Below are 12835 nucleotides of genomic sequence, written 5' to 3' on the forward strand. Positions count from 1 at the left end.
GGTGCGGGCGGTGAGCGCTGATGCCGACCCGCGCGCAGCGCCCGTGCCTGCCCGAGACCACGCCGGGCCAGCTGGCGGCCCGGCAGGCCTGGAACCAGGGCCTGGTCGGCGCCAGCCGCCCGGCCGAGTCCGTGACGCCGTCCGAGGTGTGCAGCGCCCGCAGCTGCGGCAGCCCGGTCGTCGGTCTGCGACCGCCGGTCGCCGGCATGGTCCAGGTACGCAACGCCGCCCCCGACAGCACGGGAACGCACTGGTACTGCCCGGGCCGCTGCACCGTGCTGGCCCGGACCCGCGCCGAACTGCGTGCCATCCCCATGCGCCCGGGCGGTGCCCGGTGACCTCCCGCATGGACACCATCGCCGCCGCGCTGACCCACCCCAGGTTCCGGCGTCCGATCGTGGGCCACGAGCTGCGCGGCCCGATGGTCCAGGGCCTCGGCCCCCGCTCGACCGAGCCGCGGTGGACGGCCACGGTGCCGCAGCTGGCCGAGGCGATCGACACCGCCCTGACCCTGGCCGAGGAGAAGGACACCCCCGCCGGCAGCACCACCGCCGGATCCACGGGGACGGCGGACACTCCTCACGCCCTGGCCATCCGGCTCGTCGGCCCTGACCTCGTCGGCTCCTGCCACTGCGGGCGCGCGATCGGCCGCACCCCACGCACCCGCTCCCTCGACGGCCTGGTCGGCCTGTGGGAACAGCACATCGCCGAGGCCGCCCCCGATGCCGCATGGGCCGATGCCCTCACCTCCTTGCACAGGACCCCGATCGGAGCGTCATGACCAAGCCCGCCCTGCCTTGGACGCACACCCTGGAGGACAGCGTGTCCGCCCTCGGCGCCGCAGCACGCGAGTGCCAGGCTGCCGCCCGGGCCGCCGCCCTGACCAACGGCCAGTACGACCTCGACCGCCTCCGCCTCCACGACGGCAAGATCATGCGCGGACGTCCGGCCTTCTCCGGCGAGCAGGAGCCGCACCTGGCCGCGCTCAGCCGGATCGGCAGCATCCACCTCAAGACCAGGCACGAGCTCGAGCGGCTGTACGAGGACGCCGCCCGGGCCTACGCCCACGGCGCCAACTGGGCCGTGCTCGCGGTGCAGGCCGGGGAGCAGCCCGCCCATGTCCTGCTCAAGGTCGACGCCGCCGACAGCGCCTACGACTTCGACGACTACATGCCCACGCTGTCCCTTGACCGCTTCTCCCAGGGCCCCGCAGTTGAGGCAGCCCGCCGCGTGTACGAGCGGTGCATCGTCGCCGGTTACGAGGCCGAGGGCATCGGCCGACAGGCCTACATCGCCGACCACGAGGCCACCGAGATGCACGCCGCCATCGATGCCGCCGCCGGCCTGCCGGACGCCGCGTACGCGTACGGCGTCCTCGCCGAGTCCGCCCTGCGCTACACGCTCACCACCGCGGTCAACCGCCAGTGAGCAGGACCAAGCCCCCCGCATGCGAGTGGCTCGCCTCACCGGTCCACAGCCTGACCTACGCCCGCCTCTACACGTCCGGCTGGTGGTGCGACCGGCACGCCCCCAGCACCTGGCCGGCCCAACGCCAGACCCCACCTGGCACCACCAAGGCAGCCGCCCCCACCGGCGCCGAGCACAGCAAGGACCACGCGTCATGACGTCACCCGCTACCCGCCCCGTTCCCAAGCCCGGACCGCGCCCCGGGCCGGTGCCGGCCGCTCGCCCGCCCGTGCTGTCGGCACCGACCACCGCGCCGTCTCCCTCGGCCGCGCCGACCGCTGCAAGCCCGCTGATCGCGCCCGGCAAGCTCCGCCGCGACGAGGTCCTGCGGGCGATGTACCAACGGGGAATTCGGCTCAGCCGCATGCTCCCCGAGACGCGCCTGGTGGCTCTCACGCTGCTGCCGTACGCGAACTACAAGTCCGGCCTGATCAAGCACGTTCCCACACCCGAGCAGCTCGCATATGGGACCGGTCTGGCCCGCGGCCAGGTCCTCGTCCACATCGAGATCCTCACCCAGCGCGGATGGCTGACCCAGCAGGTACTGCACTCAGGCCCGACTGCCGGCCAGGAGGTCATTCAACTCCGCATCCCAGCCCTGGCCCTCGAACAGATCCGGCAGAAGCGCGACCACGCCGACTGACCACCATCCCGGCATCCGCAGCCCCGGGGCGTCCCCCACGCCCGCGGATGCCCCACTGCCCCGCCCGCTCCCCAAAGCGGGCGGGGCCCCCTCTGCCTCAACTCCCTCCAGAAGGAACCGTGATGTCCGCCGTCGCGCTCGCAGCCGCCGAGGCTGCACCGCACCCCGAGCCGCACTGCGCGGCTACCGGGGCGCGCCCGCGCGACGGCGGCATGACCGTGAAAGTGCCCCTGCGCCTGGTCGTAGGCAGCCAGTACAGCGACGCTGCCCTGGCTGTCTACGTCAAGATCGCAGCGCTCTCCCTCCGCCCGGAGGGCTGCACCGCCAAGGTCGCGGTGCTCTCCGAGTACCTCGGCATGTCCAAGTCCGCCGTCGAACGCGGACTCAAGCCGCTGCGCAACCCGGACCCCGTCGACGGCATCACCGAGGTCCCGACCGTACGGCGCACCCTGCCCGGCGGCCGCGGCCAGTCCGCCCACCGGGTCACCCGCCCGCTCACCGCCGAGGAGCTGTGGGTACGCATCCCCGTGCGCGCGGCCGAGACGCTGAGCCCGCGCCTGCTGCGCCTGTACGCCCTGCTCGCCTATGCCACCGCCCGCCGTATCCCGGTGACCGCGGCCGAGCTCGGCGAGATGCTCCACCACCACTCCGGCCAGCGTGCCGGGCAGTGCCTGGGAGAGCGGCAGGCGCGCCGTCTGGTCGACGAGCTCGAGGACACCACCTGGCTCACCGTCGACCGCCGCGCGGGCGAGGGCGGCCGCCACGCCTACGAAGCCCGCCGGCACCCGTTGCGCGCCGTCCCCGCGCCAGCAACCGGCCCGGGCCCGGCTGAGGTCCTCGAGGACCAGGCCGCCGAGCAACTCCCGCTGTGGGAGGGCGCGTCACCGGACGTCTATGACGGATCGGGTCCGGGCGATCATGACGGATCCCTCGCGTCTAAGGAAGATCACCAGACTGACCGACCCGATGAGACGAACCCAGTGGGGGTTTCCCGCCGTAGGCGAGGTGACCGTGAGTGGGTCGCCGCTCCTGTGGAAAACTCTCGCGGCCAGCTGACGGACACGTTCCGGCCTAGCCCGTCTCGCGCTTCGCGCGGGACCCGCCCCACCCCCGCCACCGACCACCCGCCGTACACCGGGCCCGAGCTGCGCTGGACCCAGCGCATCCACACCGCCCTCGCGCCGGTCCGGCACCTGCTCACCGACAGCGTCAGCAGGTTCATGCTGCGCCGAGTCGCCCGCGAGATCGGCCGCCAGCTCGACGACGCCGCGGTGAACCTGATGACCCCCGAGCGGATGGCCGCCCGGATCGCCACCCGCTACCGCGACGCCCACACAATCCGCGACGTCGGCGCATGGCTCCTGGCCGTGGCCATCGTCCCCGGCGGATGCGGGCTGCCGCTGTGCGAGGACGGCACCACCTGGCCGACCGGCGAGCCGTGCGAGACCTGCGCCCACAAACGGCAGATCACACGCGAGGAGTGGCGGCGCGCCCGCGTCTGGCAGGAGGACCTCACCGAGCTCCGCCGCCGCAAGGACCTGCCCAAGGCCACGTACCGCGAGCGCAGCGAGGCCTCCGACGAGGAGGTCCTGGCGGCCGCGGCCGCGTACGGACCGGAGCTCGCGCTGCACCGGTACGGCGTGCTCCGTGCGGGCGAACTGCTGCGCACCGCCTACGGCCCCGAACTGCCCCCCGCACCGCCTTCGCCGGCGGCCGCTCCGTTCCCGCGCGCCATCGAGGAGGCGCCCATGCCTGACGACTACATGCCCGCGTGGTTCCGAGCTGCGATCGGCAGGGCCCCGATGACCGGAGCACTGGCGATCGCCTGCCCCGAGCCCGGCTGCCCGGCCCAGCCGGGCCAGGCCTGCGAGTCCGGCCGCGGTCGCCGCCACCCGCAGCCACACAGCGCCCGAACTGCCGCCGCCGAGAAGCCCCGAGAGGAGACCAGCTGATGCCCACCACTCCACACCCCACCCGCGGTGTCACCGCCTGCACCAGGTGCGGCGCGGCAATCCGCTGGGCGACCTGGGGGGCCGGGCCGCAGCGCGGGCGACGCGTACCGCTCAACGCCCTGCCCAGTCCCGCCGGCGGACTGGCCGCGCACACCAACGGGCCGGGCGGCCTGGTCGTCCGCGAGCTCGATGCCGAGCGGCCCGAGCCCGAGCTGCTGGAGTGGAAGGCGCTCGCGCACTGGAACAGCTGCACCGGTAACAGCGCCCCGCAGCAGGCGCCGCGGTCGCGGCCGGCCCGCCGCAGGCCGACGGTGCAGCCCCCGCTGTGGGGTCAGCAGCCCGGCGGGTGGGTGCGGTGAGCACGCCGGACCAGTCCTGGCAGGCACGTGCCGCGTGCTCGCAGAGCAGTCGCGGCCTCTTCCACCGGCCCAACCCGGTCGCTGCACAGCGCGTTTGCAGCACCTGCTCGGTGAGGGCCGAGTGCCTCTACGACGCCCTCGACAGTGATGCGCCGGCGGGTGTCTGGGGTGGCCTCACCCGTAAGCAGCGCGAGGCGCTGCCCGAACTGCCTGCGGGTCGTGTTGTGGCGATCGGCACGCTCCGGACCCTCCTCGCCGAGATGCCCCTGCCCGCGTCTCCGGTCGAGGCGCCGGCCATGAACGAACCATCGCCCGCCGTCGTCAGGCGCAGCCGCCGGGTCCCTAGCGGCAGTGGGCTCCACCTCACCTCTCAGGAGATCTCTATGACCACAGCACCTCAGCCCCAGCCTTCCGGCCCCACACTGATCCCCGCTGCGCCGGACCCGCTCACCGACGCTTCCGCTGATCTCGGCCCGCGGCCCGCGGACAGGCTGCCGATCGGCAAGCTCCTGACGTGGGCCGAAGGCCACGCGGACGAAGACATACTGGCCACGGCCGCGCACATGCGGACCGCCCTCACGGGCCTGCGGACCCGGTACGACGCGGACCACGAGCTGAGCGCGCTCACCACTGAGCGCGAGCGGCTGCAGCAGCGACTCGCAGAGATCGATGCCCGGCAGACCGAACTGGTCCCGCCCAAGGCGAAGCCGAAGAAGCGCGACCCCGAGGCCGCCGCCGCCCGGACCTGGGCGAAGAGCAACGGCGTCGAATGCCCGCCGCGCGGCCGCGTACCCGCGGCAGTCATGGCCGCCTGGCGCGAGGCCACCGGCGGTACGGCGTGAGCGAGCCAGTGGAGTGCGCTCTGTGCCACCAACCCATCCGGTCCGCGGCCGCCCGCGCGCGCCAGATCGGCGGCCGCTGCTGGCGGAAGCTTCGCCCCGACCAGCGCGCCGCGATCCGCGCCGAGCCCTCCCGTATCCGAGCGATCCTCGCCCGCCCTGTGCCCACCACTGACGGGCAACTCCCCCTCGATCAGCAGGAGATCAGCCAGTGAGCAGCACCGAACACAGCAAGCTCGCCGTCGTCGACGGTCGTGACACCCTGGCCGGCGTCCTCGAGGAGCTCGCCGCCGAACGTGACCGACAGGACGCTCAGTGGGGGGAGCAGAACCACCGCGACGGCACCGGCCCCGAGATAGAGATCCTGCCGGGGTGGTTGGCCCGCGACCTGGCCACCGCCGCACGCAACGCCTGCCAGCGGCACGCCGAGATGGGCATCGTCACCTGGCTCGACATCGCCGGCGAGGAGGCCGCCGAGGCCTTCGCCGAGGAGGACCCGGCCCGCCTGCGCGCCGAGCTGGTCCAGCTCGGCGCCGTCATCGTCGCGTGGGTCCAGGCGATCGACCGCCGCTCTGGCGGTCTGCTCGCGGCCCTGCAAGCGGCGGCCGAGCAGCTGCCTGTCACGGACCCGCAGCGCGCCGCCGAGACCCTCAGCAGCATGAGCCAGCCGAACACCACTGGGGAGCCGCGGTCATGACTCTCCCCACCCTGCCCGGCCTCCTCGTCCTGGCCGCCGTGGGCTGTCTCGCCCTCGGGCTGGTGTGCTTCGCGGCCGCCGGCGTCCTGCTCCTGCGCCACGTCCTGCGCGGCGGCCGCGCCGTCGCTCGCGTCCGGGCGCTGCACCGGAAGGCGAGCCACGGCACCACCTGTGTCTACTGCGCACACGGTCAGCGGGTCGGCTACGACACCAGCTGGCCCTGCGACACCATCCGCGCCCTCGACGGCGAGGTGCCCGCGTGAGCGCCACCATCGTGGGCGCCAGCACGACAGCTGCGGAGGCCTACCGCCAGCACATCGAGGACCAGTACCTCACCGTGTACCAATACCCATCACACCTGATACCGGATGGTGCACAGGAGGTGTGGATCCGCCCGGACGGGTCAGTGAACTGGCAGCCGCTTGGCTTCACCAGCGACGTCGTCCTCGGCATCGACTACGGCGCAGCGGATCCCGCCGGTTCCGCCGTCCTCGCGTGGCCTTATCAGTACGGGAAGAGTGCCGCGGTCTCTCTCACGGCCCAGGTCACCAGCAGCATGCGTGCGATGTTCGACGCGCTGTTCGTCGATCACCGTGCCCGCCTGGACCGTCGCCTGCGCCGCCTGGCTGACGACCTCGGCCGCTGGGAACCCCACGTCCACCGCGACTTCCACACGGTGCAACAGATCCTCGAGGACGCCGGCATCGGCGACGGCTACGGCCGCCTCACCATCGCCCAGCCCGTACGCCCACCCGTTGAACTCCCACACGCACCAGGGCTCATCACCGCGTACTCGGTGTTCGACTGGGCCAGTCCGCAGCCCGACGGGCCCCGGCCCCTCACGATGCGGAGCCTCCCACGGCCGCGCCGGTAACGCGCTGCGAGATCACCGATCTCGAGCCCAGCATGTGCGCCCACTGCCGCCCGCCAGCCGCGCCGATCCCTCGTCGGCCCGGCCAGCAGGTCGAAGAGCCGTGGCCCCTCGACCTTCCCGGCCCGCCCTCGAGCGGGCCACGGCCGACGGGCCGCTGGTTCCACGCCGTCCGCGCCGGCACCTGCGCTGCCTGCCACACCCCCTACGCCCCTACCACCCCGATCCGCATGTACATCCCGGCCGGCTGGATCGCCGACTGCTGCGACACCCCCACCTGGTGAACCCCGCCGGGCCGCCACCCCACACCGGCCCGGCACCGCCCCACCCGCACTACCCCGAGGAGAGACACCCGGTGACCACGACCTTCTGCGCTGCCGCCGCCTGCAGCCGCCCCCTCAACGACACCGAGACCTCCGTCGCCCAGGTCCTGTGCAACCCCTGCGTCGACCGCATAGGCGCATGGCTCCGCGAACTGCCCCTGCAGATCACCGTGCTTGAGGGGTCCCGACAGCGTGAGACCACCGGCAGCCAGGCCGGCGGTCGCGCCGTCCACCGCACTGCCCCGCTGCCCGGCCGCGCCGACGTCCTCAACCTCCTCGGCCCTGCGGCCTGGCGCGAGGTACGCGATCCCAGCGGAGACCAGCACGGGCAGCTCCCGATCGCCGGAGTCCTCATCCCCTGGGTCCGCCTCGTCACCGAGGAACGCCGCTGGAACCCCCCGGTGTCACTCGCCCCCGACGACCTGGCGCTGTGGCTGGCCAAGCCCAAGCCGCTCGCCTGGGCATCGCGCCGCCCGTGGGCCGGCGACATGGCCGACGAGCTCGACCAGCTGATGCGCGCCGTCCGCGACACCACCCGCTTGCGGCCTCGGCGGCGAGCGGTCCCGCAGCCGTGCCCGCGCTGCGACTCCCTCGCCCTGGTCGAGACCGATCACCAGCTGTACACCGAGTGCGGCACCTGCGGGTCCATGTACACCCGGGAGGAGCTCGCCCTCGCAGCCCGCATCACCCTGGCTGCCCTGGAAGCCTGAGCTCTAGGCAACGTCGATGCCCAGCTCGGTGTCCGGCCGGCAGAACTCGCACGCCTGGAAGCCTGCGGGGTCGTTCACGAGCACCTGGCGGGCAAGGTCAGGCTCAAGGGGCCGGCTGCTCGTGAATCCCTTGGTGCAGTCGCTGGTGTGGATGAGCGCGGCCTTCGAGGCGCTCGCGGGTCGCTCGACGATGAAGCGGGTCGACATGCGGCCGTCAGCTTCGCCGCGGGCGGCAGCGGGCGGCCTCTTGGGGGCTGAGATCACAGGGCGCGGGATGGCTCGCCGTTCAGCGCGGGCGATCGCGGCCTGGACGGCATCGCGCTGGAGCCGCAGGTAGACGCCGAGGGTCTCGTGGTCGGCCATCTGTTTGTCGAGGTGCGCGAGGATCACGCGCAGGCGCGCGGGGTCCGGTGGCAACATCTCGCTCATGCGTTCGATTCTATGCGCGAGGCCCGCACCAGCACCCGGCCGTACGAGCCCGCCCCCTCCCGAGAGGCCTATCCCGCGCCGCGGCTATCGCCGCTCGCCGGACTCACGCTCGGCTTGCTGTGCTTCGAGGTCCGTCCGTCGCCCAGGTCGCGTGACACGCTTCCGGAAGTAGGGAGCGGCCAGGCGGTAGTCCACGGCGTTCGAGCTGCCGACCTTGACGACCGGCGGGAACGCCGGATCCTCGCGCGAGATCTTCGACAGCCGCTGATGAGAGATCGTCTCGACGATCCCATCAGCCACGAGCCTGCGCGCCAGCTCGCGAAACGACACCATGTCCGGCCCTCCTTCGGCCTCGGCCATGGACACCATCCTGTCTGACCCTGTTGCCACGTGGCAACAGGGTCGCTACTTTGGATCCAGCACAACGGAAAACCCCTCGCCCCATGCGGAGCTGGCACTCCGGGGCGAGGGGGGACCCGTCCTCAGCGATCACAAGGAGCAGGTCCGGCATGGAGCCTACCCAGCCGAGTTCGTTACCCGCAGTACCTCCGAGCCGCCCCCGCTTCGGCCGCGGCCAGGCCCACATCGACAGCCAGGTCCGCACGATGCTCTGTGAGATGGCCGACCGCCTGGACAGCAACCGGGCCGACCAGCACCTCAGCGAGATCGGGCGCCTCGCGCTGATCCAGGCCACGACGATGGACCCGGTCCTCTCCCGCGCCCTCCAGGAAGCGGTGCCCGAGGTATCCGGCCGTACCTCGGTCGTCCGCCGCGACTTCGCGGCACAGCTCCGCGAGATCGCCGGCGCGCAGTGAAGTCCCGGCGCAGCCCCCAGCAGACCGCGTCGACCGAGGCCCCACCCACCTGCTGCGGCCAGCCCATGACGCGCGACGGCCAGCAGCTCGTGTGCCGCCGCTGCGGCGCCTGGGTCGACCCCGCGAGCTGACTCTCCTCAGACCGGCCGCACCCGCGACATCCCCCGGCGGGGGCGGCCACCCACCCGTGAAGGGACCCTCATGCCGACGCCCATCGGCGGCATCCAGTTGACCACCTTGCAGCGCAGGATCATCACCGCAGTGGCCGTCGGAGCCGCTGCGATCGCAGGCATCGGATTCGTCGGTTCCTACGCCGCCGTCCGCGCCCTGGCCGAGGCCAAGGGGTTCGGTACCTTCGCCCTCGCCTTCCCGATCGGCATCGACGCCGGCATCCTCGTGCTGCTCGCGCTCGACCTGCTTCTCACGTGGCTGCGTATGCCGCTCGCCTTGCTCCGCCACACCGCGTGGCTCCTCACCTGCGCCACCATCGCGTTCAACGGCGCCGCCGCAGCGGGCGATCCGCTCGCCATGGGCATGCACGCGGTGATCCCGCTCTTGTTCGTGGTTGTCGTCGAGGCGGCCCGGCACGCGATCGGCCGGACCGCCGCCATCACGGCCGGACGGCACATGGACTCCGTCCGTCTGGTCCGGTGGCTCCTCGACCCGATCCCCACGTTCCTGCTGTGGCGGCGCATGAAGCTGTGGGAGCTGCGCTCCTACGACCAAGTGATCAAGCTGGAGCAGGAGCGGCTCGTCGAGCGGGCCCGGCTGCGTGCCCGGTACGGACGGCGCTGGAGGCGCAACGCCCCGGTGGGGGCCGTCATGGCGCTGCGGCTCACGAAGTACGGAAGGGCATTGGCTCCGGTCTCTGGGGTCCTCGACATCGAGCATGAGCCGTCCGGCTCAGCGCCCGCTGCGCCCGAACTGCCTCCGGCTCAGCCCTCCGTGAGCCGTGAGCCGGAGCCCGATGAGCCTGAGCCCGTCGACTATGAGACGACCGTCGTCACCGCGCTCCACGTCACCGGCGGTGAGTCGCACCCGGTGCTGGTCGACCTGGTGAAGCTGCCCGTACCGGCCGCTGACCAGCAGGGATCACGTGAGCCCGTCCTGAGCCCGGCTGAGCCGATCCTCGTGAGCCGACCTGAGCCGACCGCTGAGCCGACCGGTGAGCCCGGTGCTTCAGCGGACGGCGAGATAGAGCAGCAGATCACCGAACTGGCTCACCGGCTCAAGTCCGGCGAGCGGCTCACCAAGACCACTGCGGCTCAGCTCCTCGGCGTGAGCCAGGCCACCGCGGGCCGACGGCTCAAGGAGGCCAAGACCCGGGTCGGCGACGGGACGGGGTTCTACCCGTGAGCCGCGAGCCAGGCCCCGACGAGCGCCGCGTGCGCTACCTCCTGGCCCGGCTCGGCGCCCGCCCCCTCGGCCACTCCCACCACAGGACGATCACCATGACCGAACACCCCATCACCCCGACCCGCATCATCCCCGCCGGCAAGCCTCTGCCTGCTCGAGCGCCCGAGCCCGGCGAGGTCCCGCCGTGGCGGACGCCGCCTCCTCCGCCGCCCCCGGCCGTGCCGCCCACGCCCGTCCCCTTCCTGATCCAGCCGGACCCGCAGCCTCCCCGGGTCGTCGAGGTCCGGCACGTCCACGAGGTGCTCCTGGTCGCTCCCGAGGAGCCGACGCCGCGCCTGTGGGAGCGCGTCTGGGACACGGTCGCCACTTGGCGGATGCTCCTCGCCGTCCTCGCCGCGCTCACACCTTGGGCCTACGGCCGTAGCCCGGTCGGGATATGGGCGCACACCCTTCACCAGGCCCGCGCCGAGGCCGGCGTCCCCGCCGCGTACGTCATCGCCGGCGTCGCCCTCGCCGCGGCCTGGGGGCTGGACCGGCACACCGGCAAGGCCGTGCCGCGCTTCCTCCTCGTCACCGCCCTGCTCGGCGGCCTCGGAGTCCTCAACTGGTTCGACCCGTTCACCCTGCTCACCGGAGTCACCCGATGACCGGCACCACCCTCACCGTCGGCGGCCTGCTGGCCGCGCTCCTCGTCCTGGTCGCGAACCTGCACCCTTGGTACACCGGCGGCCGCGAGATGAAGCAGCTCACCGCGTTCGGCCAGGGCTTCCTCGCGGCGGCCTGCGCCGCGGCCTGCCCCGGCGGCGCGCTCGGCTGGATCCACGCCCGCTCCGGATCCGTGGCCAACGGCTCCGGAGAGTCCGTCGGCGCGGCCGCGGCCGGCACCGACACCGGGACCCGGCTCGCCACCGGCCAGCTCGTCGGCCTCGGCATGACCGGCGCCGTCGTCGCCGTCCTGGTCGTGTTCGTCATCTACCTCACCTACAAGAACGCCGGGAAGAAAGACCGCCGGCGGATCCTGGGCGGGGCCTTCGTCGGCAGCGTCTTCCTGCTGACGGCTGGCGTGGCCGGCGCCCTGTCCTGGCTCCCCGGACTCCTCAACGGAATCGGCGACGCAGTGATCGGCGCCGCGCAAGGGTCAGGTGTCCTGTGAGCCGCCTCAACCGCACCGCCGCGCGGCTCGCTACCGGTTCCGCCGTCGTCCTGCGCCGCCTCGGGGATCGTGCTGCAGCCTGGGTCCGGCGCGGCCGCCGCGACGACCTGACCGGCTGGCGCGCAGCGTTCGGCTGCTGGGTACGCCTGGCCGCCCTGATGCTCGGGGCGTACCTGCTGTACCGCCTCGTCCGCGCCGTGCCCAGCCTCATGTGGCTGCTGGCCACCGCCTGGACGCTCGTCTCATGGCGCGCAGGGAAGCCCGTCACCGAGGCCTCTGCCGAGCCCGCCGAGAAGGTTCCCGGGCCACCCCCGGCCGAGGTCGTACGCACGCTTCTGCTGGACGTGATGGGGGACGCGGACGCGGTGCACCTGCGCACCGTCCTCGCGCACCTCCAGGACCGGGGGCAGTGGGAGGGCCGCACGGTCACCGATCTGCGCGCCCGTCTGGCCCTCCTCCGCATCCCCCACGACCGCAACGTCAAGGTCGGCGGGTCGCCCACCTGGGGGGTGCGCCGGCGGAATCTCGAGGCCTCTCCTCCGGGCGCCGCCGAGGAGCCGTCTACCGAGGCATCTACCGCCGCGTGACCAGCGCTTCTACCCGCTCATCTACCGCCATCTACCGGCCCGTCTACGGGCCATCTACCGCAAGCTCCGGGGCGGCCGACAGCTGCCAGGCATCCCGGCCGCCCCGGTCCCTCCCACCATCGAGATGACAGGAGACCGCCAGCATGGCACCCACCACCGGGACCGAGACCAAGGCCCTCAACAAGCTCGTCAAGCAGCTGCCCAAGCAGGTATCCGACTGGACCCCCGAGCAGCGCAACCAGTACACCGCTCAGTCCGACCGGGCGATGCACGAGCAGAACGGCAGCACCACCGGCCAGCTGACCTGACCCGCCGCCCCGTACGCCACACTGACCGCGGGCTGTGTCCCGCACCACGAGAGGATCACCACATGTCCGAGATCCGCGTCCAGGTCCTGCTGCTCTTCGGCGACCAGGCCGAGGTCGTCGCCGCCGATGTCCCGGCCGACGAGCGCGCCGAACCGGAGCGCTACCCGGCCGCCGTCATCGCCGAGGCCACCGGCATCCCCGTCGGTGAGCTCCCGGGTCAGGTGCTGACCGCCGAGGTCGGCGACGACGACCGGCTGTCCGGCTGGCGCCGGGCGTAGCGCGAGGCCCTGCCCTCCGGCCCGTACGGACCGGGGGGCATTTCCTTT

22 protein-coding genes and 1 pseudogene are annotated in these 12835 nt (G+C 72.8%); 21 read left to right on the forward strand and 2 right to left on the reverse strand.

The window, feature by feature from the left end:
• Positions 1-20: 20 nt before the first annotated feature.
• The 14 genes and pseudogenes from AB0D59_RS01085 to AB0D59_RS01150 all read left to right on the forward strand — a co-directional run bounded on the left by AB0D59_RS01085 (position 21) and on the right by AB0D59_RS01150 (position 7861).
• A complete protein-coding gene (locus AB0D59_RS01085; protein ID WP_362559230.1) occupies positions 21-338 on the forward strand; it encodes a hypothetical protein in 318 nt (105 codons plus the stop codon).
• Positions 339-346: 8 nt separating this feature from the next.
• Positions 347-781 carry a hypothetical protein gene (locus AB0D59_RS01090; protein WP_362559233.1) on the forward strand — a complete coding sequence of 145 codons (435 nt, stop codon included), beginning with the start codon at positions 347-349 and terminating at the stop codon, positions 779-781.
• The gene (locus AB0D59_RS01095; RefSeq protein WP_362559234.1) at positions 778-1428 is read left to right on the forward strand and encodes a hypothetical protein; all 651 of its coding nucleotides are present in this window, start codon (positions 778-780) and stop codon (positions 1426-1428) included. Before AB0D59_RS01090 ends, AB0D59_RS01095 begins: the two co-directional genes overlap by 4 nt.
• Positions 1425-1625, forward strand: coding sequence for a hypothetical protein (locus AB0D59_RS01100; protein ID WP_362559237.1), 201 nt, complete (start codon positions 1425-1427; stop codon positions 1623-1625). Before AB0D59_RS01095 ends, AB0D59_RS01100 begins: the two co-directional genes overlap by 4 nt.
• Positions 1622-2110, forward strand: coding sequence for a hypothetical protein (locus AB0D59_RS01105; protein WP_362559239.1), 489 nt, complete (start codon positions 1622-1624; stop codon positions 2108-2110). Before AB0D59_RS01100 ends, AB0D59_RS01105 begins: the two co-directional genes overlap by 4 nt.
• A gap of 122 nt (positions 2111-2232) precedes the next feature.
• Positions 2233-4062, forward strand: coding sequence for a hypothetical protein (locus AB0D59_RS01110; RefSeq protein ID WP_362559240.1), 1830 nt, complete (start codon positions 2233-2235; stop codon positions 4060-4062).
• The gene (locus AB0D59_RS01115; RefSeq protein ID WP_362559245.1) at positions 4062-4421 is read left to right on the forward strand and encodes a hypothetical protein; all 360 of its coding nucleotides are present in this window, start codon (positions 4062-4064) and stop codon (positions 4419-4421) included. Before AB0D59_RS01110 ends, AB0D59_RS01115 begins: the two co-directional genes overlap by 1 nt.
• Positions 4418-4609, forward strand: a pseudogene (locus tag AB0D59_RS01120) (WhiB family transcriptional regulator); the annotation flags it as partial. The gene AB0D59_RS01115 and the pseudogene AB0D59_RS01120, both read left to right, overlap by 4 nt.
• 195 nt (positions 4610-4804) lie before the next feature.
• Positions 4805-5263 carry a histone-like nucleoid-structuring protein Lsr2 gene (locus AB0D59_RS01125; RefSeq protein WP_362559826.1) on the forward strand — a complete coding sequence of 153 codons (459 nt, stop codon included), beginning with the start codon at positions 4805-4807 and terminating at the stop codon, positions 5261-5263.
• The gene (locus AB0D59_RS01130; protein ID WP_362559247.1) at positions 5260-5475 is read left to right on the forward strand and encodes a hypothetical protein; all 216 of its coding nucleotides are present in this window, start codon (positions 5260-5262) and stop codon (positions 5473-5475) included. Before AB0D59_RS01125 ends, AB0D59_RS01130 begins: the two co-directional genes overlap by 4 nt.
• On the forward strand, positions 5472-5957 hold the full coding sequence (locus AB0D59_RS01135; protein ID WP_362559248.1) for a hypothetical protein: 486 nt from the start codon (positions 5472-5474) through the stop codon (positions 5955-5957). The genes AB0D59_RS01130 and AB0D59_RS01135 overlap by 4 nt, the downstream gene beginning before the upstream one ends.
• The gene (locus AB0D59_RS01140) at positions 5954-6220 is read left to right on the forward strand and encodes a hypothetical protein (RefSeq protein ID WP_362559249.1); all 267 of its coding nucleotides are present in this window, start codon (positions 5954-5956) and stop codon (positions 6218-6220) included. The genes AB0D59_RS01135 and AB0D59_RS01140 overlap by 4 nt, the downstream gene beginning before the upstream one ends.
• Positions 6217-6831, forward strand: coding sequence for a hypothetical protein (locus AB0D59_RS01145; protein WP_362559252.1), 615 nt, complete (start codon positions 6217-6219; stop codon positions 6829-6831). Before AB0D59_RS01140 ends, AB0D59_RS01145 begins: the two co-directional genes overlap by 4 nt.
• 352 nt (positions 6832-7183) lie before the next feature.
• Complete coding sequence (locus AB0D59_RS01150; RefSeq protein WP_362559254.1) at positions 7184-7861, forward strand: hypothetical protein; 678 nt, start codon at positions 7184-7186, stop codon at positions 7859-7861.
• Between the two features lie 3 nt (positions 7862-7864).
• Here the strand turns inward: AB0D59_RS01150 and AB0D59_RS01155 are convergent, their stop codons facing one another.
• Both AB0D59_RS01155 and AB0D59_RS01160 read right to left on the reverse strand, forming a co-directional pair.
• Positions 7865-8290, reverse strand: a complete 426-nt coding sequence (locus AB0D59_RS01155; RefSeq protein WP_362559255.1) for a DUF6233 domain-containing protein — start codon at positions 8288-8290, stop codon at positions 7865-7867.
• Between the two features lie 84 nt (positions 8291-8374).
• Positions 8375-8650 (reverse strand): hypothetical protein, encoded by a 276-nt coding sequence (locus AB0D59_RS01160; protein WP_362559257.1) that lies wholly within the window; start codon positions 8648-8650, stop codon positions 8375-8377.
• A 149-nt stretch (positions 8651-8799) separates the two neighbouring features.
• Between AB0D59_RS01160 and AB0D59_RS01165 the strand changes: the two genes are divergently transcribed.
• The 7 genes from AB0D59_RS01165 (at position 8800) to AB0D59_RS01195 (ending at position 12787) form a co-directional block, all read left to right on the forward strand.
• Positions 8800-9105 (forward strand): hypothetical protein, encoded by a 306-nt coding sequence (locus AB0D59_RS01165; RefSeq protein WP_362559260.1) that lies wholly within the window; start codon positions 8800-8802, stop codon positions 9103-9105.
• Positions 9106-9306: 201 nt separating this feature from the next.
• Positions 9307-10461: a DUF2637 domain-containing protein gene (locus tag AB0D59_RS01170; RefSeq protein WP_362559262.1), complete on the forward strand. Its 1155-nt coding sequence runs from the start codon at positions 9307-9309 to the stop codon at positions 10459-10461.
• The gene (locus AB0D59_RS01175) at positions 10458-11108 is read left to right on the forward strand and encodes a hypothetical protein (protein ID WP_362559264.1); all 651 of its coding nucleotides are present in this window, start codon (positions 10458-10460) and stop codon (positions 11106-11108) included. The genes AB0D59_RS01170 and AB0D59_RS01175 overlap by 4 nt, the downstream gene beginning before the upstream one ends.
• Positions 11105-11614 (forward strand): hypothetical protein, encoded by a 510-nt coding sequence (locus AB0D59_RS01180; protein WP_362559266.1) that lies wholly within the window; start codon positions 11105-11107, stop codon positions 11612-11614. The genes AB0D59_RS01175 and AB0D59_RS01180 overlap by 4 nt, the downstream gene beginning before the upstream one ends.
• A complete protein-coding gene (locus AB0D59_RS01185) occupies positions 11611-12201 on the forward strand; it encodes a hypothetical protein (RefSeq protein WP_362559268.1) in 591 nt (196 codons plus the stop codon). The genes AB0D59_RS01180 and AB0D59_RS01185 overlap by 4 nt, the downstream gene beginning before the upstream one ends.
• A gap of 143 nt (positions 12202-12344) precedes the next feature.
• On the forward strand, positions 12345-12509 hold the full coding sequence (locus AB0D59_RS01190) for a hypothetical protein (RefSeq protein ID WP_362559269.1): 165 nt from the start codon (positions 12345-12347) through the stop codon (positions 12507-12509).
• A gap of 62 nt (positions 12510-12571) precedes the next feature.
• Positions 12572-12787: a hypothetical protein gene (locus AB0D59_RS01195; protein ID WP_362559272.1), complete on the forward strand. Its 216-nt coding sequence runs from the start codon at positions 12572-12574 to the stop codon at positions 12785-12787.
• Positions 12788-12835 lie beyond the last annotated feature (48 nt).

Origin of the sequence: Streptomyces sp. NPDC048417 (assembly GCF_040651615.1) — a bacterium.
In the GTDB taxonomy this organism is placed as follows: domain Bacteria; phylum Actinomycetota; class Actinomycetes; order Streptomycetales; family Streptomycetaceae; genus Streptomyces.